At 77.9% G+C, this 20,119-nt stretch carries 17 protein-coding genes and 1 pseudogene; 13 read left to right on the top strand and 5 right to left on the bottom strand.

What is annotated here, in order from left to right; all coding sequences use genetic code 11:
* The 3 genes and pseudogenes from ACWGB8_RS32340 to ACWGB8_RS32330 form a co-directional block, all read right to left on the bottom strand.
* A pseudogene (locus tag ACWGB8_RS32340) lies at window positions 1-206 on the bottom strand (pirin family protein); the annotation flags it as partial.
* The gene (locus ACWGB8_RS32335) at window positions 199-759 is read right to left on the bottom strand and encodes an OsmC family protein (protein ID WP_452217191.1); all 561 of its coding nucleotides are present in this window, start codon (window positions 757-759) and stop codon (window positions 199-201) included. The pseudogene ACWGB8_RS32340 and the gene ACWGB8_RS32335, both read right to left, overlap by 8 nt.
* Complete coding sequence (locus ACWGB8_RS32330; protein ID WP_452217190.1) at window positions 756-1,061, bottom strand: GNAT family N-acetyltransferase; 306 nt, start codon at window positions 1,059-1,061, stop codon at window positions 756-758. Before ACWGB8_RS32330 ends, ACWGB8_RS32335 begins: the two co-directional genes overlap by 4 nt.
* A 261-nt stretch (window positions 1,062-1,322) precedes the next feature.
* Between ACWGB8_RS32330 and ACWGB8_RS32325 the strand changes: the two genes are divergently transcribed.
* Window positions 1,323-1,604 carry a hypothetical protein gene (locus tag ACWGB8_RS32325; protein ID WP_452217189.1) on the top strand — a complete coding sequence of 94 codons (282 nt, stop codon included), beginning with the start codon at window positions 1,323-1,325 and terminating at the stop codon, window positions 1,602-1,604.
* A 272-nt stretch (window positions 1,605-1,876) separates the two neighbouring features.
* Here ACWGB8_RS32325 and ACWGB8_RS32320 read toward each other — a convergent pair whose 3' ends face one another.
* On the bottom strand, window positions 1,877-3,325 hold the full coding sequence (locus ACWGB8_RS32320; protein WP_452217188.1) for a diacylglycerol/lipid kinase family protein: 1,449 nt from the start codon (window positions 3,323-3,325) through the stop codon (window positions 1,877-1,879).
* A 319-nt stretch (window positions 3,326-3,644) separates the two neighbouring features.
* On the opposite strand from ACWGB8_RS32320, the gene ACWGB8_RS32315 reads away from it, so the two are divergent.
* Together ACWGB8_RS32315 and ACWGB8_RS32310 are read left to right on the top strand one after the other, a co-directional pair.
* The gene (locus tag ACWGB8_RS32315) at window positions 3,645-4,667 is read left to right on the top strand and encodes a DUF4344 domain-containing metallopeptidase (protein ID WP_452217187.1); all 1,023 of its coding nucleotides are present in this window, start codon (window positions 3,645-3,647) and stop codon (window positions 4,665-4,667) included.
* 34 nt (window positions 4,668-4,701) lie between these two features.
* On the top strand, window positions 4,702-5,871 hold the full coding sequence (locus ACWGB8_RS32310) for a WD40 repeat domain-containing protein (protein ID WP_452217186.1): 1,170 nt from the start codon (window positions 4,702-4,704) through the stop codon (window positions 5,869-5,871).
* 113 nt (window positions 5,872-5,984) lie between these two features.
* Here the strand turns inward: ACWGB8_RS32310 and ACWGB8_RS32305 are convergent, their stop codons facing one another.
* Window positions 5,985-6,332 carry an SAV_915 family protein gene (locus tag ACWGB8_RS32305; RefSeq protein WP_452217185.1) on the bottom strand — a complete coding sequence of 116 codons (348 nt, stop codon included), beginning with the start codon at window positions 6,330-6,332 and terminating at the stop codon, window positions 5,985-5,987.
* A 370-nt stretch (window positions 6,333-6,702) separates the two neighbouring features.
* Between ACWGB8_RS32305 and ACWGB8_RS32300 the strand changes: the two genes are divergently transcribed.
* The 10 genes from ACWGB8_RS32300 to ACWGB8_RS32255 form a co-directional block, all read left to right on the top strand.
* Window positions 6,703-6,930: a hypothetical protein gene (locus ACWGB8_RS32300; RefSeq protein WP_452217184.1), complete on the top strand. Its 228-nt coding sequence runs from the start codon at window positions 6,703-6,705 to the stop codon at window positions 6,928-6,930.
* 177 nt (window positions 6,931-7,107) lie between these two features.
* On the top strand, window positions 7,108-8,562 hold the full coding sequence (gene lysA / locus ACWGB8_RS32295) for a diaminopimelate decarboxylase (protein ID WP_452217183.1): 1,455 nt from the start codon (window positions 7,108-7,110) through the stop codon (window positions 8,560-8,562).
* A 435-nt stretch (window positions 8,563-8,997) separates the two neighbouring features.
* Window positions 8,998-12,357 carry an AAA family ATPase gene (locus tag ACWGB8_RS32290; protein WP_452217182.1) on the top strand — a complete coding sequence of 1,120 codons (3,360 nt, stop codon included), beginning with the start codon at window positions 8,998-9,000 and terminating at the stop codon, window positions 12,355-12,357.
* Window positions 12,358-12,771: 414 nt separating this feature from the next.
* Complete coding sequence (lanL, locus tag ACWGB8_RS32285) at window positions 12,772-15,633, top strand: class IV lanthionine synthetase LanL (protein ID WP_452217181.1); 2,862 nt, start codon at window positions 12,772-12,774, stop codon at window positions 15,631-15,633.
* A complete protein-coding gene (locus ACWGB8_RS32280; protein WP_452217180.1) occupies window positions 15,630-17,486 on the top strand; it encodes a prolyl oligopeptidase family serine peptidase in 1,857 nt (618 codons plus the stop codon). Before lanL ends, ACWGB8_RS32280 begins: the two co-directional genes overlap by 4 nt.
* A gap of 5 nt (window positions 17,487-17,491) precedes the next feature.
* Complete coding sequence (locus ACWGB8_RS32275; protein ID WP_452217179.1) at window positions 17,492-17,605, top strand: ALQxL family class IV lanthipeptide; 114 nt, start codon at window positions 17,492-17,494, stop codon at window positions 17,603-17,605.
* Between the two features lie 69 nt (window positions 17,606-17,674).
* On the top strand, window positions 17,675-17,791 hold the full coding sequence (locus tag ACWGB8_RS32270; protein WP_452217178.1) for an ALQxL family class IV lanthipeptide: 117 nt from the start codon (window positions 17,675-17,677) through the stop codon (window positions 17,789-17,791).
* A 78-nt stretch (window positions 17,792-17,869) separates the two neighbouring features.
* Window positions 17,870-17,986 (top strand): ALQxL family class IV lanthipeptide, encoded by a 117-nt coding sequence (locus ACWGB8_RS32265; RefSeq protein WP_452217177.1) that lies wholly within the window; start codon window positions 17,870-17,872, stop codon window positions 17,984-17,986.
* A 68-nt stretch (window positions 17,987-18,054) separates the two neighbouring features.
* Window positions 18,055-18,171 (top strand): ALQxL family class IV lanthipeptide, encoded by a 117-nt coding sequence (locus tag ACWGB8_RS32260; RefSeq protein ID WP_452217176.1) that lies wholly within the window; start codon window positions 18,055-18,057, stop codon window positions 18,169-18,171.
* Window positions 18,172-18,310: 139 nt separating this feature from the next.
* Window positions 18,311-20,119: ATP-binding cassette domain-containing protein (locus tag ACWGB8_RS32255; protein ID WP_452217175.1), on the top strand; the 1,809-nt coding region annotated here is incomplete at its 3' end.

The raw sequence follows: 20,119 nt of genomic DNA, 5'->3' as shown, positions 1-20,119 counted from the left end.
GGTTCGTCGGCGATGTCGTCGGGGCCGTAGTGGTCGACGAAGCACCAGGCGCCGACCATCCGCCGTCCCATGCTCGGCAGCAGCCGGCGCACCACAGTCGAGCCGCCGAGCGCGGTCTCGCGGGGAAGGAGCAGGTCGCGGACCGGCCCCCGGTCGGGGTGGCCGCCGCGGACAACCGGCGCGGGGCCGGGGGCGAGGTCACTCATGGGGTGCGCTCCCGTCGGTGGTGGGGTGGTCGCCGTGCGGGCGGGCCGGTCGGCCGTGCCGTTCCTGGGGGACGATCGGGGTGGCGCCGCTGACCGCCCGGGTGACGGGGGTGCGGTCGGCGATGTCGAGCAGCCGGGCGCGCTGGGCCTCGTCGAGGTCGCCGGTGAGGTCGATGCGCCGGGTGATGCGGGCGCTGCCGGCCGGGCCCTTCTCGTAGCCGAGGTGGACGCGGACGGTGTCCAGTGGCCACTGCTTGCGCTGGGCGTACATCCGCAGGGTGATGGCGGTGCAGGAGCCGAGCGCGGAGAGCAGGAGTCCGACGGGCGTGGTGGCGGTGTCGGCGCCGCCCGCGGACTCCGGTTCGTCGGCGGCGAGCCGGTGGTGGCCGCTGCGGATGTCGACGCGGTAGTCCTCGCCGGTGCCGGTGGCGACGACGGCCGCGGAGCGGACGAACTCTCCTTCTCCGGTGCCGCGTTGGCCGTTGGGTTCGGCGTGGCCGGTCGGTCCGGTCAGCCCGTTCAGTCCGGTCGGCCCGGTCGCGGGGGCGCTCACAGGCCGAACCGTTCGTGCTGCGCGGCGGGCACGAGGTCGGTGTACTCGGGGTGCTTGGCGATCCAGCCGCGGATGAAGGGGCAGTACGGGAGGACGGTCAGCCCCTGTTCGCGGGCGGCGTCGAGGGCGTGCCGGGCGAGGTGGCCGCCGAGCCCGAGGCCGCCGAACCGAGGGTCGATCTCGGTGTGGATGAAGGCGATCTCCGCCTCGTGGCGGTTGTACTCGGCGAAGCCGGCGAGCTGGTCGTCCTCGAAGATCTCGAAGCGCGAGCGCTCCTGGCTGTCCGTCACGTGAATGCCCATGGTCGTCCCTTCCTGTGGTCGTTCCCCGGCCGACCGGTGGTTGGCCCGCGGCATGCGCCAATATAGTTGATGCTTAAACTATATGTCCAGCCCCACTCGCACCCGCATCCGGCCGGTCCGGCAAGGCTGGCGTGCGCTGAGCACCAACTCCCACCGGACGCGGGCACCTGGCGTTCCCGACGAGCGCCGGCCACGGCGCGGGCGGCACGAGCGCGGCCCTCACATCGAGCGCGCTCGTCGCGTCGGGCACGGCCGCATGCGGTGATCTCCAACGCCGCGGTCGGCCGGGCGAACGTCACCGCGCTGGTCTTCGTCGCCGCGTTCGCCCCGGAGGCCGGCGAGAGCATCGGCGAGCTGTCCGGCCGCTTCCCGGGGTCGACCCTCGGCGAGACGATCGAGCCGGTGGCGCTGCCGGACGGCACCACCGACCTGTACATCGCGCAGGAGAAGTACCACCGGCAGTTCGCCGCGGACCTGGGTGCCGAGCAGGCCGCCCTGGATGCCGTCGCCCAGCGCCCGCTGCGCGCCGGCGCCCTGGACTAGGCCTCCGGCGAGCCGGCCTGGAAGCACCTGCCGTCCTGGTTCGTCTACCCGGAGCTGGACTTCAACATCCCGCTGGAGGCGCACCGCTTCATGGCCGAGCGGGCCGGCTCCCGCGAGACCGTGGTCGTGCCGGGCGCGCCTCGCACGCCCTGCCGGCCTCCAGCCCCGACGAGGTGACGGCGACGATCCTCGCCGCCGTCAAGGGCACCGCCTGACGGCACCGGGTGCCTCGGGAGTCGGCGACTTCGGCGCGCTCGGCACGCTCGGCGAACTCAGCGGCGGGGCGCCGGGCCTGCGGCGTGGTCGCGGGCGGGAGGCAGCGGGTGGCCGAGGACCAGGGCGACCAGGCGGTGCCAGTCCAGCGGCAGGCTGCTCTCCGGGGCCCCGGGCCGGTGGACCGGCACCCGGACGCGCAGCGCCTGCGGCCTGATCCGGCAGACCACCGGCGGGGTCAGCCGCAGCGCCTCGCCGTCCACGGCCACCGCGATCCCGGGTCCGCCGTTGCCGCCGTTCGGCGTCGAGCTGCCACCGCCGCCCTGGCCGCCGTTCGGCGTGCCGCCATTGCCGCCGTTGCCGCCGCCGTTGCCCGGGCCGACGACGACCTCGTGCGCGGTCAGCGTTCGGATGCCCGAGGCCCGGGTGCCGCGCAGGGCGATCTCCGCGGCCTGGGTGGCGCCCTCGACCCGGATCCCCAGGACGCCGAGCACCCCGGCGTTCAGCCGGGGCCGGCGTCCGGCGGCGAGCGGGTCCGCGCCGGTGTAGACGTTGTTGCTGACCAGGACGGCCTGCTGGCCCTCCAACCGGGTCGCGTCGACCTGCGCGTACAGGCGCCGTTCGGGGGCGGAGAGGAGCAGGTTCGGCAGGGCCTCCAGGGCGGTGCCGAGTTTGGCGTCCCGGTACGCGGGGCTCTGCACGATCTCCGCGTACGCGCCGAAGGAGACCGTGTTGACGAACGGCAGCCCGGCCACCGTGCCGAGGTCGACGCGCACCTCCTCGCCGTCGGTCAGGGCGTCCAGGCAGGTGGACGGGTCGGTGCGGTCGAGGCCGAGGTCCATCGCGAAGTGGTTCCTGGTGCCGGCCGAGATCACCAGGAACGGCAGGTCGTGCTCGGCCGCGACGGCCGCGACGAGGGCCTGGGTGCCGTCGCCCCCGGCGACGCCCAGCAGGTCCGCGCCGTCGGCGACCGCCCGGCGGGCGAGTTCCGACACGTCGGTGTGGACGGCCGGGTCCAGCAGGACGACCTGGGCGCCGAGCTTCTCGGCCCTCTCGACCAGGCCGAACCGGGCGACCTTGCCGCCCCCGGAGCGCGGGTTCATGATCAGGACGGGTCGGCGCGGGGGCGGCGTCCGGTGCGCGTGCACCGACCGCGGCCGGACCAGCCGCAGCCCCGACCGGGCACTGGCGAGCGCCACCGCCCACAGCGCCACCGCCACGACGATCGGCAACCAGGCCCCGACCGCCGCGTACACGGCGACCACGGCGATCGGTGCCGCGACGGCCAGCAGCGCGCCGGCCACCCGCTGCGCCCCGTGGTGGGCCAGGGCCCACCAGCCGCCGGCGCCCGTCAGCGCCAGCCCGACCAGGCCCGTCGTCAGCACGACCAGCCCCCCGTCGCCGACCACTGCCAGCAGCACCAGCGCCGTCAGCACCGCGGCGACGAGGGCGAGGCGTGCGCGCCTCTGTGCCCGCGCCAGTACCCGTCTGTCGCTCTGCCCGTCCACCCACGCACCCCTCGTGTTCGTTCCGGCGTTCCGCCCCAGGCGTCACCTGCCCGCCGGGGCGGGCAGGGACACCACCGACGCGGCACCGACCACCCCGCGGTGTGCCGGGGCGGTGCCGGTCGGTTGCCCGTCCGCCGCCCTGCTGCGGGGGCGGAGCGGGCGCGGCCCAGCAGGAGCGTACCGGGACGGCGGGGGCGCGGTGGCGCGGTCCGGGGTGCGCGGCGGGCCGCCGGACCACCCCGACGGTCCCGGGTGCGGCGGGTGCGCGGGCGGGCCCATGCTGGGAGGGGGCGCGTCGGTCCGAAGGCAGGTGATCCGGATGGCCCGCAGCAGACGGAGCAGCAGGGGACGCGGCAGCGGCCGGGACGGCGGAAGGCTGAACGGCGGCGAGGCGTCCGCCGGCCGCCGGGACCGCCGGGACCGCCCGGGCGGCCGCGGGTCCCGGGCGGCGGCCGTGCTGGCCGCTGCCGCGGCGCTGGCCGTCCTGGCCGCCCCGGTGACCGCCTCCGCCTCCTCCGCGGCCACCCCGCCGCCGGGCCCCGGCGCCTCGTCGGTGCGGCTGTCCGGGCAGTCGTCCGGGCAGCTCCCCGGTCAGCCCGCCGACGGCCGGATGGTGGCCGCGTACGCGAACGGGGTCACCGAGCAGGACCAGCAGGTGCAGAGCTTCCTGGAGCAGCACCAGGTGCTGGAGGAGGTGGCCGACTACGCGACGTCCTGGGTGGTCCTCCCGCAGGACGTGCCGCTGACGGCCGCCAGCTGCGGCGAGCCGAATGCGCACTGGTCGCCCGTCGAGCAGACGATCACGCTCTGCTACGAGTACCTGGAGGAGGTGCTGCCCATCTACGCCGACCAGCATCCCGAGGGCACCGATGCCGAGCGCGCCGACGAGGTCGGGCAGGACCTGATCGGCTTCACCAACGCGGTCGTCCTCCACGAGTTCGGGCACGCCCTGGTCGACCTCTACCAGCTGCCCGTCACCGGCCGGGAGGAGGACGCCGTGGACCAGCTCGCCGTCCTGCTGCTGGTGTCGGGCGGCGAGCAGTACACCGAGTACGTCGAGGACGTCATCAACGCCCGGCTGGGGCTGGCGCAGGCGGAGAGCGAGGGCGAGCTGCCCGCGGACGTCCTCGCCGACGAGCACTCGCTGAGCGCCCAGCGCTTCTACAACCAGCTGTGCTGGCTGGTCGGCTACGACCCGGATACCTACGCGGCCGAGGTCCGCACCCCGGACAACCCGGAGGGCGTCCTGCCGCTGGAGCGGGCCGAACGCTGCGACGAGGAGTACGCGCAGATGGCCACCTCCTGGAACACCCTGCTGGAGCCGTACCTGCGGAATGCCTGACCCCGGACCGACGGCCGCCCCGATACTGGGGCGCATGTTCCCTCGCAGGCCGCGCCGCCCGGCACCCGCCACCGAGCCGAGCCCGGAGACCGTCACCGCGCCGGCACCCGCTGTCGCACCGGAGACCGCCACCGCTGCGGGGCCGCCGGTGGTCGAGGTCCCGCCGCCCTGGACCGTCGAGTGGGCCGGCGGACCGACCAGGTTCCTGACGCCTGCCCGGCCTCCTGTCCCGGCGGCCGGCCGGCCGCCGGCGCCCGGTCGTTTCACCGGCCACACCGGGCGGATCGACAGCGCGGCGACCGCCGTGGTCGGCGGCCGGACGCTCGTCCTCACCGCCGGCCAGGACGCGACCGCGCGGGTGTGGGAGGCGGACACCCGGCGGCTGCTCGGCGAACTGCCGGTCGGCCGCTTCGACGCCACGGCGCTCGGCGTGCAGGCGGGCGCCCCGGTGGTCCTCGCCGCCGGTGAGGTGCGGACGGCGTTCGCCCGGGATCCGTTCTCCGGGCGGTGCCTGACCGCGCTCCCCGTCGACGACGCGGTGTCCGTCGCGGCGGCCGTCCACCGCGGCGGCCCGGTCGCGGTCACCGGCCACACGGACGGGACGGTCCGCCTCTGGGACCTCCCCGGCGGCCGGCCGCTCGCCCGGCCGGTCGAGGACCGTGGCTATGCGGTGCACGCGGTGGCGGCGGCCGTGGTCGGCGGCCGGCTGCTCGCCGCGAGCAGCAGCGGGATGAACGCCGACCAGAGCTGGGACGACCGGGTCCGGCTCACGGATCCGACCACCGGTACGGAACTCGGCGCCTTCCCCGCCGCCACGGCCGCCGCCGTCGACGCGCTCGTCCTCGCCGACCTGGACGGCCGCCCCGTCGTGGCCACCGGCGACTGGGCGGGCACCGTCCGCCTCTGGTGGCCGGCCTCGGACGGCCGGGCGGCGGGCGGGGCCGTCCTCGGCAGCCACCCGGACGGCGTCTGGGCGCTCGCCGTGGCCGGCGTCGGCGGGCGGCCCGTCCTGGCCTCCGGGAGCGACGACGGGACGGTCCGCCTCTGGGACCTCCGGACCCACCGCAGGGCCGGCCCGGACCTGCACTTCCCGCACCCGGTGCGCGCACTCGCGGGCGCACCGGGTGACCGGCTGGTGGTCTGCTTCGGCCCGGAGGCGGCCGTCCTGGCGTACCGCGGCGGCCCGGCCGGTCGGCCGGACTGAGCACCGGGACCCCGGCCGCCCGGCGGTGGCGGGAGCCGCTCCGGGGCCTCCGGGGGCGGAGGCCCCGGTGCTCTGTGGTGGCCCGGGGCGGGCGGGGCGGCCGACCCGGGCGCTCAGGCGGCTGCGGCAGCGGTCCGGAACGCCGCTCCGGGGGCGTCCGACCGCATCGGGCGGGCGGGGGCAGCGGCCAGGTGCGGATCGACGGTGAGCAGGCGGACGCCCAGCGGTTCGGTCAGCGCCCGCAGTGCGGGCTCGGCGAGGACGATCCACGGCTGGGCGGGGCCGAGCAGGGTCCGCAACCGCTGCTCGGTGGTGAAGGCGACGGCGGTGCGGTCGCCGAGCGGCGTACGGAAGATCCGGGCCGCGTGGCCCAGCGGTCCCGGCCGGACGGGCACCAGCAGGCATCCGGCCGGGCCGGGTTCGGCGGGTTCGGGCTCCTCGGTGCGCAGCAGTCGGTTCACGGCTTCCTCCGGCGGTCGGCGTACGGGTGGTCGGCGTACAGATGGGGCGGCGTACGGCGGTGGGCGGGTCGGGCGAGGGGCGGTCGGCGTACGGACGCCTGCCATCTTCGGCACCTCCGACACCATGCCCGGTCGTGCCGGCGGCGGTCCGGCCCCTGACGCTTCCCTGACCCCGACGGGACCTCCCCTGACGCCGCCCTGACGCGGGGCATCCCGGCCGCCGGGCCGCGTCAGGAAGGCGTCAAGGACGGCCGCCCGGGCGTAGGCCGTGCGTCAAGGACGGGTGCAACCGGCCCGCGACGGGTCTCCACTGGAACTGCGGCCCCGGAGCACCCCGGCACCGCCCCCACCGCGAGAGGAAGCACCCGTCATGAGCGACACCCAGGCCGTCGTCACCGTCGCCAGGCCGCAGCGCAGCACCGGGCGGAACGCCGTGCCGCAGCGCCGCATCGTCCTCGCCGCGGCGGGTCCCGCCACCCCGACCGCGGCCACCGCCGCCTTCGTCCGCGCGGACGATGACGAGCCGTCCGATGCCGACGGCCGGTCGATCCGTGACCGGGGCGCGCACTGCCGGTGGGCCATGTCCTACGTCGACTGATGTCGTTCCGCCCGTTCCGCCCGTTCCGCCGGGTCCGTCCGCCCGTTCCGCCCGCGGCAGCCGCTGCCGCGGGCGGGCCGTGACCCGTCACCGCCGCAACCGCCGAGCCCGCGCCGCAACCGCCGAGCCCGCGCCACAACCGCCGAGCCCGCCACCGCACCGCAGGAGCAGCCCGCCATGACCGAACCGTCCGCCCCGCGCCTCGCCGTCCTCCCGCCACCCGGCCGCCCCGAGGCGCTCCGGGGCACCCGAGCGGCGACCGCGACCGAGCCACCCACTGCACCGCCCACCGAGCCGCTCGCCACTGCACCGCCCGCCGACGTCCTCGGCGAGCCCCTCGGCGGCCCCTGGCCCGCCTCCGCGCGCACCGGCCCCGGCGGCGAGCTGACGGTCGGCGGCGTGGGCCTCGCGGAGGCCGCCGACCGCTTCGGCACTCCGCTGTACGTGCTCGACGAGGCCGAGGTCCGGGCCCGGGCGCGTGCCTACCGGCAGGCCCTGCCGCACGCCGAGGTGCTGTACGCGGCCAAGGCGTTCCTGTGCAGTGCGATGGCCGACTGGGTCGCCGAGGAGGGCCTCGGCCTGGACGTCTGCTCGTCCGGCGAACTGCAGCTGGCGGCCGCGGCGGGCTTCCCGGCCCGGCGGATCGTCCTGCACGGCAACGCCAAGGCCCCCGAGGAACTGCGGCTCGCCCGCCGCCTGCGGGTCGGCCGGATCGTCATCGACGGGTCCGCCGAGATCGCCCGGCTGGCGGCGCTGGTGGCGGCGGACACGCCGCAGCGGGTGCTGGTCAGGGTGGTTCCGGGCATCGCGGCCGGCCACCACGAGGCGGTCCGCACCGGCGTCGGCGGGCAGAAGTTCGGGTTCCCGATCGACGGCGGGGACGCCGCGGAGGCGGTCGCCCGCGTCCTGGCCCAGCCGGGACTGCGCCTGGTCGGCCTGCACTGCCACCTCGGTTCGCAGATCACCGGGGTCGAGCCGTACCTGGCCGCCGTCGACGCCCTGGTGCGCTTCCTGGCCGAGCTGCGCGACCGGCACGGAGTCGAACTGCCCGAGCTCGACCTCGGCGGCGGCCACGGCATCCGCTACCTCCCGGATGACACCGAACTCGCCCCCGCCGACTTCGCCGCAGCGGTGACCGGACGGCTGGCGGACCGCTGCGCCCGGGCCGGGCTCGCCGTCCCCCGGCTGCTGGTCGAACCCGGCCGCGCCGTCGCCGGGCCCGCCGGGGTGGCCGTCTACCGCGTCCTGTCCGTGAAGCACACCGCCGACGGACGGGTCTTCGCCGCCGTCGACGGCGGTATGAGCGACAACCCGCGGCCCGCCCTCTACGGCTCGCCGTACACCGTCCGCCCGGTCGGGCGCCGCTCCGCTGCCCCGCCCGCCCGGACGGACGTGGTGGGCCGGCACTGCGAGGCGGGCGACGTCCTGGTGCGCGACGCGGCCCTGCCCGCGGACCTGCGCCCCGGTGACCTCCTCGCCGTCCCGGCCGCGGGGGCCTACCAGCTGTCGATGGCCTCCGGCTACAACCTGGTCGGCCGCCCCGCCGTGGTCGCCGTCCGCGACGGCCGGGCCCGCCTCCTGATCCGCCGTGAGACGGTCGAGGACTTCCGCACCCGCGAGGTCGGCCGCTGACCCCGGACCCCCGCGCTCGGCCGCTGGCCCGTGCCGCCCGCCGACCCCTGCTCCCCCGCGCCATGCCGCCGACCCGCGCCGCCCGCGCTCGGCCGCTCCGCACTCCCGGCGCTCCCCGCGCTCGCGCGGGGCCGGCTCGCCGGGCCAACCCTCCGCCCCTCGGGGCACCGGGGTCCCGCCCGCCCCTGGCCTTCGCCGGGGCCGGGCGGGGCCGGCCCGCGGCCTTCTCGACAGGACGGGCGGCGGGGGAGATGATCGCGCCCGGGATTCACTTCGGCTGATCTTATGGATGCGGAGCGAAGGTCTGGTGTGCTCCGGCCCGTGCGGTGCGGCCGGCAGTGCCCGGCCCCGGCCGCAAGGGGAGGCACGGTGTTGCGATCGTTGGCGGGCACAGGTGTGGCGACCGCGGGGGCGGACGGGTCGCCGGGACCGCTCGTGGGGCGGGACGACGAACTGCGGTGGCTCGTGGAGGCGGTGGCCGGCGGGCGCCGCGGCAGACGGGTCGCGGTCGTGGAAGGGGCGCCGGGCAGCGGCAAGACCGGACTGCTGGGCGCGCTGGGCGAACGTGCCGGGGCAGCCGGTCACGTGGTCCGGCGGGCTGCGGCGTCCAGGCCGGACCGGGAGGTGCCGTACGGGCTGCTGATGCACGCCTTCGGCCACACCGCGGTGGGCGAGCTGCTGGAGGAGTTCAGCGAACTGCCGTCCGCGGGCGCGGCCCAGCGCCACCGCCGCCACCGGCGGCTGCGGGACGCCCTGGTGGCGTCGGGGGCCGCGGCGCCGGTCGTGCTCGTCCTCGACGACCTCCAGTGGGCCGACGAGGAGTCCCTGCAACTGGTGGAGCACCTGTTGCGCGGCCCGTCGGACGAGCGGCTGGCGATGGTGCTGGCCCACCGCTCGGGCGGCTGCCCGCCGTGGCTGGCCCGGACCGTCGCGGACACCGGAACGCTGCGGATCGTGCTGGGCCCGCTCGACCGGGCCGAGGCCGCCCTGCTGCTGCCGCCGGCCCCGCCGGGCCGTCAGCGGCTGCTGCTCGCGCTGGGCGGCGGCAATCCGCGGCATCTGCGGGCGCTCCGCTCGCTGGCGGAGGACCCGTCGACCGGGTTCGACGACGAGGCGATGGGCGAACTGGCCGCGGGGGACCCGCGGGCGGTGGGCCGGCTGGACGGCTGGTTTCCGGATCCGGACCTGCTCGGGGAGTTCAACACCCTCTCGCCGCTCGCCCGGGCCGTGCTGCGGGCCGCCGCCGTCGCCGGGCCGGAGTTCGACCACGCCCTGCTCGCGGACGTGGCCGACCTGCCCGCACCGGAGATCGGGGTCGCCCTCGACGAACTGGCCGACCACGGCTGCGTCGTCGGCACCGCCGGGTGGTACCGGTTCAGCCGCCCGCTGCTGGGCGCGGTCGGCTACCGTCTCGCCGGTCCGGGCCGGCGGGCGGAGGCGCACCGGCGGGCCGCCGCCCACCTGGACCGGCGCGGGGCCGCACCGGGTGACTGGGCGGCCCATGCCGAGCACCTCGCGCACACCGCGTCGGCCGGGGACCTGGCCCGGCTCCTGGAGAGCGCCCGGACGCAGCTGGACAAGGCACCGGGGGTGAGCATCCGCCGGCTGCGCACGGTGCTACGGGCGCTCTCCGACCGGCCGGACAGTGCCCAACGGTGTTGCGCGGCGCTGTTGTTGGGGCGTGCGCTCACCCTCACCGGACGGTTCGACGAGGCGGCGGCCGTGCTGGCGCCGCTGCTCGCCGCGTCGGCCGGGGACCGTACGGCCGCGGCGGACCTGCTGGCGCTGGGGGAGCGGCTGCGGGGCCGCGGGGAGCGGGCGTACCGGATGCTGCACGACGTCGACACCCCCGGGGGCGGGACGGCCGGGCCGGTTGCGCCGGCGGCCCGGGGAGCCGCCGCCGGACTCGTCGCGCCGGCTCGCGCCCCGGGCGGGCCGGACGACTTACCCGGCCGGCCCGACGGCACCGAGCCACCGGACAGCGGCGGTGGCGGGGTTCCCGGCCGAACCGAGCGCCGCCGGCCGCCCGTTGCCACGATCGGTCCTAACGGAACCGCCGGCCCCGAGGGAACCGACGGACCGGATCGAACCGCCGACCCTGCCGGAGCCGCCGACCCTGCCGGAGCCGCCGATCCCGCCGGAACCGCCGACCCCGCCCGGACCCCCGACGGTGACCTGACCCCGGGCAGCGGTCCGGTCCCCGACGGCGTCCCGGCATCCGACGGCGACCGGACCCCCGCCCCCGACCCGACCGCCGACCGCGGGCGGGCCCGGCGCTGGGCCTCCGCGGAGGCCGAACTCCACCTGGCCAGAACCGAGATGCTCAACGGCCGGTGGGACCGATGTCTGGAGAGACTCGACGCGATGGAGGTGCCACCGGACCGTCCCGAGGTCGCGGCCACCGCCTTCACCCTGCGCGCCCTCGGGCTGGTCGTCCAGGGGGAGGTGGCGGGCTCGCGGGACGCCCTGGACGCGGCGGCGGGCCTCGCCGACTCGCTCACCGCATGCGAGCAGCTGCGGCTGCTCGGCAGCCTCACCGACCTCTGCTGGGCGGAGGTCCTGCTGGAGCGCCCCAACCGGGCCGCCCGCCGGGCCGAGGCGGCGATCGCCCTCGCCGAGGCCCACCAGCACCGGTACGCGCTGCCCGAACTGCACACCGTCCGCGCCGCGCTGCTCGCCGGGTCCGGCCCGCTGGAGGAGGCGGTGGCGGCGGCCGACACGGCGATCGACCTCGGGCGGTCGCTGGGCGTGGCGGAGGTCCTGGCGCCGGCCGCCGCGATCCGGTTGCGGGCCCTGGTGTGGGGGGTCGGGCCGGAGGCCGCCGCTCCCGCGCTGGCGCTGCTGGAGGGCTTCGCCGAGCCGACGACCTGGGTGTGGCGGGGGTTCACCCGGCACGCCCGGGTGGAGGGCGCCGTGGCCTGCGGTCGTCCCATGCCGCCGGAGGAGGCCGTGCTGCTGCTCGGCGCCGCGGACATGTCGCGGCCCGACCCGATCGCGGTCCACGCCGACGACGTGGCCGCCGCGCTCTGGGCGGCTGCGGGGGACGTCGAGGCGGTCGCCCGGCACGCCGCGCACAGCGCCCGGGTCGGACGCGTCGCCGGGCTGCCGGTGGCCGGTGCGGTCAGCCGGCTGACGGAGGCTCGGCTGCTGGCGGTCCGCGGTGAGCACCGGCGTGCGGCGGAGCTGGCGCGCCGGGCGGGCGAGCAGCTCGCCGCGGCCGGGATGCCGGTCAAGGCGGGCCAGGCTCATCTGCTGGCCGCCCGGTCCGCGGCGGCGCTGCCGGGGCACACCGGATGCGAACGCGAACTCGAAGCGGCCGAGGACCAGTTCGACCGGGCGGGGGCGCGGGGGCTGCGGGCGGAGGCCGAGCTGCTGCGGGGCTCGCTGCGGCCGCTCGACGGGCCCGGCGGCCCGTCCGCCGTGGTCCCGGCACGCGAGGTCCTGGCCTACGACGTCCAGGCGTCCGACGGCGGGTTCGGCGGGGACCGCCCGTCGGGCGACCACCGGCGGCCGGCCGAAGCGGCCGCGCACGGTGGACGCGGCGGGGAGCGGCGACCGCGCGGCCGGGAGGAGGGCCGGTCCGCCGAGCAGCGCCCGGCCGGGACGGGGGAGGCCGTGCTGTCGGCCCGCGAACGCGAGGTGGCGGACCTGGTGGTCGAGGGGCTGACCAACCAGGGCATCGCCTCCCGGCTGTTCGTCAGCGTCCGCACCGTCGAAACGCATCTGACGCACGTCTACCACAAGCTCGGCATCAGCCGTCGCGGGGCGCTGGCCCGCGCGCTGGACGCCGGCTGACCCGGCGTCCGGCCGACGCCTGCCCTGACCGACTCCCGTACCGACCGACTCCCGTACCGACCGACTTCCGTACCGGCCGACTTCCGTACCGGCCGGACCACCGGTCGACGCCGCACGGTGAGACCCGAGGGCGCCCCCGCGAGCCGCGCGGGGGCGCCCTCCCCCTGCCCGGGCCCACCCTGCCCGGCTGCCGCGGCCCGCTCCGCCGCCACGGCCCCGCCGTGTGCCCGTTACGGCCTGTGCGGGCCCCGCGCCATCGGGGTTTCCCGCAGTCGCGGCCGCCCCCCGCAATACGGGGTACGGCTGCGGGATTCCACGATCTGCGGTGCCGTCCCGCCGCACTAGCGTCCCTTCCGGTTCCCCGGCCGACGCCGGGTGGCCGGGCCGGACGGCAGACGGATGGGGAGGCGGCAGGTGCAGGAGCTGGGGGCGGTCGGCGAGTGTCGCACGGCGGGTGACGGGGCGGCCGGTGACGGCGCGGCGGCGGAGTTCCGCCTGCACGGCCTGGCGCGGGCGGTGCTGGCCGAGCAGGGTGCGCAGGGCTGGACGGTCACGGAGGACGACACCTGGTGCCGGGTCATGCCGCCGGAGCGCTTCGAGCGGGTCCAGGGCTGGAAGCTGCACCTGTCCGCGACCCGGCTCTCGGCGCCCGAGGTGGTGCACCGCGCGGCGCAGGTGCTGGTCGCGCACGGCTGCGGCTTCAAGTTCGCCCGGAGCATCGCGCTGGTGGAGGAGTTGACCTCGGACCGTACCGACCGGGCGCAGTGCGGCAAGATCGTCACCTGCTACCCGGCGGACGACGCGCAGTTCCGCCTGCTGGCCGCCGCGCTGGACGAGGCCACGGCCGGCCTGCCCGGCCCCGCCGTGCTCTCCGACCGGAGGTACCGGCCGGGCAGCCTGGTGCACTACCGGTACGGCGTGTACGGCGGGGTGCCGGTCCTCACCAACGACGGCAGCCACGCGCTGCGGATCGCGGCGCCGGACGGCACGGCGGTGGAGGACGTCCGCAAACCGTGGTTCTGCCCGCCGCCCTGGGCCGTCCTCCCGTTCGCCGGGACCCCGGGCCGCCCCGCCGCCGCCCCGAGGGCCCCGGGGGCGGTCCTGCTCGCCGACCGCTTCGAGATCCGCGAGGCGATCCGCCACTCGGCCCGCGGCGGTGTCTACCGGGCGCGTGACCACCGCACCGGCGCGGAGGTGGTCGTCAAGCAGGCCCGCGCGCACGTGGGCACCCGGGTGACCGGGGACGACGCCCGGGACGCGCTGCGCCACGAGGCCGCGATGCTGACGCGGTTGGCCGGGATCGCCGCCGCCCGCATCGAGCTGTTCGACGTCGACGGCCACGCCTTCCTCGTCCAGGAATCCCTGCCCGGCAGCACCCTGACGCAGTGGGTGCAGGACGAGCTGGACCGTACGGACCGCACCGCGGGCCTCGACCCGGGCCAGGTGCGGGAGACGGCCCGCCGGCTCGCCGCGCTGCTGGCCGAGGTGCACGCCCGGGGGCTGGTGTTCCGGGACTTCACTCCGAACAACATCATCGTCGCCCCGGACGGCGGGCTGCGGCTGATCGACCCCGAGCTGGCGGCGGAGCCCGGTACGCCGGCGGTGCGCGGGTTCACCGAGGGGTTCGCCGGTCCGGAGGTGACCCGGGCGCCGCGCTTCGGCCCGGTGCCGGGTCCGGAGTCGGACCTGTACGCCCTCGGCGGCGTGCTGTTCTACCTGGCCGTCGGTACGGCCCCGGCCTTCCCGGACGACCGTCCCGAGCCGGCCGCACCCCGTCCGCGGATCGCCGAACTGCTCGCCATGAGCGCCGAACGCAACGCCGCCGCCCGGGCGTTGGCCCCGGCCGTGCGCGGGCTGACCGCCGCCGAACCCGCCGAGCGCTGGACGCTCGCCCGGCTCGGCGCGTTCCTGGACGACCCCGCGGACGCCCCGGCAGCCCCCGCCCCCATCGCCACCGGAACCGCCGCCGTCCCCGCCTCCGCCGCCACCGGAACCGCCGCCGTCCCCGCCTCCGTCGCCACCGGAACCGCCGCCGTCCCCGCCGCCGTCCCCGCCGCCGACCGGATCGATCCGGAGCAGACCCGGCGCCTGATCGACGACGGCCTCACGCACCTGCTGGCCGCCCTGCCCGCCCCGGGCGGCGACTCCGCGCGGCTCTGGCCCGGTACGGGGTTCGGCGGCACCACCGACGGAGGCAACCTGCAGCACGGCGCCGCGGGCCTGCTCGGCCTGCTGACCCTCGCCGACGGACACCTCGGGCGCGCCGACGTCCGCACCGCCCTCGAACGCGTCACCCACTGGCTCGACGAGCGGCGCACCGCCGTCCCCAGGCTGCTGCCCGGCCTGCACTTCGGGCGCGCCGGTACCGCCTGGGCCCTGCACGACGCCGCCCTCCGCCTCGGCGATCCGGTCCGCGCCGGGCACGCCGCCGACCTCGCGCTCGCCCTCCCGGTGCAGTGGCCCAACCCCGACGTCTGCCACGGCACCGCCGGCAGCGCGCTCACCCAGCTCCACCTGTGGCACTCCACCGGCCGCACGGAGTTCCTGCACCGGACCGCCGAAGCGGCCGACAGCCTGCTGGCCGCCGCCGAGCACGACGGCGACCGGGTGTACTGGCCGGTCCCCAAGGACTTCGACTCCGCCCTGGCGGGCATCCGCCACCTGGGCTTCGCCCACGGCGTGGCCGGCGTCGGCTGGACCCTGCTGGCCGCCGCCCGGGCCACCGGCACCGGGGCCCACCTCGACGCCGCCGTGGCCGCCGGGAACACCCTGGTCGCCGAGGCCGAGCGCGGTCCGTGGGGTGCGCGCTGGCGCACCGACCGGGACGACGCCCCCGGCACCGGGATGCTCTACCACTGGTGCAGCGGCGCGTCCGGGGTGGGCACCTTCCTGCTCCGGCTCTGGCAGGCCACCGGCGACCCGGCCCACCTGCGCGCGGCCGAGGAGGCCGCCCTCGCGGTGCGGCAGGCCCGCTGGATCTCCGGCACCTCGGCCTGCCACGGCCTGGCCGGCAACGGCGAGTTCCTGCTCGACCTGGCGGACGCGGTCGGCGGCCCGTACCGCGGCTGGGCCGAGGAGCTGGCGGCCGCCCTGTATGCCCGCCGCACCGTCCGGAACGGGCTGCTGCTGATCGCGGACGAGGGCGGGCAGGAGGTCACCGCCGACTACAACGTCGGCCTGGGCGGCGTCCTCGCCTTCCTGCTGCGCCTGCGCCACGGCGGGCCGCGGCCGTGGATGGCGGACGGACCGACCGGGCCCGCGGCGGTGCGGTCATGACCCCCCGCCCGCCCGCCGTACTCGCCCCGGTTACGGCCGCGATCACCGCCCGGACCAGCTTCCGGTTCTCCGCCGACGGACTCCGCGCGGCCTGCGCGGCCACCGACGGCGACGGCCGCCACCTGGCCGAGAGCTGGCAGCTGACCCCCGACGGACCGCGCCTCGACCTGCGCACCGGACTGGACACCGACCCCGCCCACACCCAGCTGCTCCCGCTCGACGCCACGGGCCCGCTGATCTCCTGGCACGGCCGGGCCGGCGCACAGACCCTGGCCCGGCTGACCGCCGACGGCCGCACCGACCCCGTCCCCGTCACCGTGCCGCGCCCGGTACGGCTGCTCCCGGCTCCGGCGGGGCCGGGGTGGCTCGCCCTCGCCGTCGGCAGCGCCGGCGCGGCTGCGGGCGGCAGCGCCCTGTACGCGGTCCCGGCGGCCGGGCCCCGCTTCGAGGAACTGGCCCGGGTGCCGGGCACCCTGCTCGGCGGGGTGGTGCTCGGCCACCGGGTGCTGTTCACCCGACTGCTGGACGGCACCCCGCAGCCGCTGCTGGCGGACCTGCGGGACGGCCGGACCCGCGGACTGCCGGCCGTCACCGACCCGGCCCACGTGCTCGCCGCGGCCGGCGGGCGGGTGCTGCTCGCCCTGCACACCGCCGACGGCGTCCGGATGGCCCTGGCCGACCTCGACGGCGACGGGCCGCCCCGCCCGGTGGTCGGCGACACCGGGCTGCCGGGGGCGGTCCACCCGTTGGCCCTGGATCCGGACGGCGCCCGGATCGCCCTGCTCACCACCTGCGGGGCCCGCTCGCACCTCACCCTGCTGGACCCGGAGTCCGGGACGGCCCGTCACATCACCGCCGAGCCGGGGGAGCTCCAGCCGGTCGGCGCCTGGACGGCCGCCGGACTGTGGCTGCCGCACGCCGACCCCCGCCGCCCGCGCACCCTCGGCTGGCTCCCGCCGGGCCGGACCGAACTCGCCCTCCCCGCCCCCGAAGCACCGGCGCCCGAGCGCGCACCCCACCGGCCCGCACCCGCCGGACCCCCGGTCCGGCTGGAGGACTTCCCGGGAGCCGACGGCCCCGTCGAGGCCGTGGTGTACGGACCGGACTGGCGCAGCGCGCCGCGGGTCGTGCTCGCCCTGCACGGCGGCCCCAACAGCCGCTGGACGCTCGGCCACGAGCCCGTCCTGCAGGCACAGGCCCGAGCGGGCGCGGCCGTGGTCGCCCTGAACCAGCGCGGCAGCACCGGCTACGGCGCGGCCCACACGCTCGCCATCGCCGGCGCGTGGGGCGGCCCGGACCTCGCCGACATCGTCGCGGTCGGCCGGCACCTCACCCGCCGGCGCGGCCCCGGCCTCGACCGCCCGGCCCTGTTCGGGACCAGCTACGGCGCGTACCTCGCACTGCTCGCGGCGGCGGCCGAACCCGAGGGCTGGTCGGCCTGCGCGGCGGTGGCGCCCTTCCTGTCGGGCGCGCGGCTGCACGCCGACGGCTCGGCCCAGGTCCGCAGCATGGTCGAACGGCTGGACGGGCTGACCGCGATCCGCGACGCCCTCGGGCCGCGCGACGTCGAACGGCTCGCCCCCGCGCTGCGCGTCCCGCTGCTGCTCGTCCACGGGGCCCGGGACGAGTCCGTCCCGGTGGGCCATTCGCGGGCCCTGGTCGCCCGACTGACGTCCCTCGGCCGCCGCCCCGGCACCGACTTCCACTACCTGGAGCTTCCCGACCGCGGCCACGCCGCGCTCGGGACGGGCACCGCCGATCCGGTCGCCGCATCGGTCGTGCGGTTCCTCACCGGTCGGGGTGGCGACCCCGCCCCGACCACCGACCACCCCCGCCACCCCGGAAGGAGGTGATTCCGATGGAGGTCGACCCCGACGCCCTGGAACTGCTCCCCGGCGAGGAGGGCCAGGCCGGCAGCTGCACCCGCACCTGCATGGTGACCTGCCCGTACACCACGCCCGACACGGCGTGACACCCGTTCACCGCGCGCCGCCCCCGTGCGCGCGGCAGCCACCGACCGACCCACCGAGAGGAGCCCGTCATGGAGCTCGACCTGGACGCCCTGGAGCTGCTGCCCGCCGAGGAGGAGCAGGCCTACATCTGCCGCCTCTCCTGCAAGGTGACCTGCCCGGCCACCTGCCTCGCCACCGGCGACTGAGACCGGGCGCCCGCACCCCGGCCCCCGGCCACCGCACACCACCGCACACCCAGCCCGACCCACCGAGAGGAGCCCGTCATGGAGCTCGACCTGGACGCCCTGGAGCTGCTGCCCGCCGAGGAGGCGCAGGCCGGAATCTGCGGCTACACGTGCCGCAACACCTGCGACTCGACCTGTGGCATCACCGGCCAGTAGTCCGTCCCGAGCGTGACCTGCCGCCCCGGCCCCGGGGCGGCAGCCCGACCCACCGAGAGGAATCCGACATGGAGCTCGACCTGGACGCCCTGCAGGAGCTGCCCGCCGAGGAGGCGCAGGCCGGCCGCTGCAGCCGCACCTGCGCCGCGACCTGCCCGGCCACCTGCGGCGTCACCGGCGACTAGGCGCAGCCGCCCGCGTCGGTCACCCGTGGGTCGCCCCGCGGGTGACCCACGGCGGGCCAGGCCCGCATCCGGTCCCGCCCGCCCCGGACCGCCCCCGTCCGCCCGAAGTGCGTCCGCCCCGCAGAGAGGACCGACCGCCATGGCCCGCGCCGAGCCGGCCGACCGCGCCGCATCCGGAGCGCCGCTCCGGACCCGGCAGCTGTTCCGCACCGCCGTGGCCCCGGTGCGCCTGCGCCTGGCCGCCCTGGCCGCCGCCCTGACGGTCCGGACGGCGGTCGCCGTGGCCCTGCCCGCCCTGCTCGCCGCGGCCGTCGGCGCGGTGCTCGACGGCGGTGACGTCCGCGGACCTGCGGCGCTGCTCGGCGCGGTGCTCGCCCTGGGCGCGCTCTGCGAGGTGGCGGCGGGCCCGCTGGCCTCCTCCGCCCTGGCGGCCGGCACCCACCGGCTGCGCATGCTGACCGTCCGTCGGCTGCTGGCCCTGGGGCCGCGTTCGCCGCACGCCGTGGGCGAGAGCGTCACCCAGGTGGTGCAGTCCGCGCCGCTGGCCGCGGGCCTGCCCGCGCGGGCGGTCGAGACGGCCGTCGCGCTGGCCGGTGCGACGGCCGGCCTGGTCGCCCTCTGGTGGACGGACTGGCGCTCCGGACTGGCCTTCACCCTGGTGACGCCGGCCTCCGTGCTGATCGCCCAGCGCTTCATGGGCGAGGCCGGCCGCGTCCAGGAGCGCTACCTCGCCGCCCAGGGCCGGATCGCGGACGGCCTGGTGGCCGCCCTCGCGGGGGTGCGGACGATCCGGGCCGCCGGCACCCTCGCCGCCGAGACCGGACGCGTCCTCGAACCGCTGCCCGACCTGACCGAGGCCGGCCACGCGATGTGGCGCACCGAACGGGACGTCGTCTGGCGGCTGGGCCTGCTGCTGCCGCTGACCGAGGTGGCCGTCCTGGCCGTCGCGGGCCTCGGGGTGGCCGAAGGCCGGCTGGGCGCCGCCGCCCTGCTGGCGGTGGCCGGCTACCTCACCCTCGCCGCCGGCCTGGTGGAGCAGATCGACGCCCTCCTCGCCATCGCCCACGCCCGGGCGGGTGCCCACCGCCTCGCCGCGCTGCTGCGCCACGAGCCGCCCGCCCACGGCCGCGGCGACGCCGTGCCCGACGACGGCGCGGTCCGGCTGCGCGGGGTCACCGTCCGGCGGGCGGGCGAGCCGCTGCTCGACCGGCTCGACCTCGACCTCCCGGCCGGTGCCGCGGTCGCCCTGGTCGGACGCACCGGCTCCGGCAAGAGCGTCCTGGCCGGCCTGCTCGGCCGGCTCACCGATCCGGACGAGGGCACGGTCACCCTGGGCGGCGTCCTGGTGGCCGAGCTGGACCCGGCCCAGCTGCACAGCCTGGTCGTCTACGCCTTCGAACGGCCCGTCCTGCACGGGCGGACGGTCCACGAGGCGATCACCTGCGGCCGGCCCGGCCTGACCCGGGCGGACGCGGTCCGCGCCGCCCGCGCCGCGCACGCCGACCGCTTCGTGCGCCGGCTCCCGGAGGGCTACGACACCCCGCTCGACCGGGCCCCGATGTCCGGCGGCGAGCTCCAGCGGCTGGGCCTGGCCCGGGCCCTGGTCCGCCCCGGTCTGGTGCACGTCCTGGACGACGCCACCTCGGGACTGGACACCGCGACCGAGGCACAGGTCAGCCGCGCCGTCACCGAACTGCTCGGGGACCGCACCCGGCTGGTGGTCGCCCACCGCGCCGCCACCGCCGCCCGCTGCGATCTGGTGGCCTGGCTGGACGGCGGCCGGATCCGCGCCCTCGCCCCGCACGCCCGGCTCTGGTCCGACCCGGACTACCGCGCGGTCTTCGGCCCGGCCGCCGCCCCGCCGGACCCGGCCGCCGCCCTGCCGGACCCGGCCGCCGCCCTGCCGGACCCGGCCGCCCCGCCGGCGCCCGCCGTCCCGCCGGACCCG

It is taken from the genome of Kitasatospora sp. NPDC054939, assembly GCF_053610105.1.
This window is presented reverse-complemented; position numbering and strand designations above follow the sequence as displayed.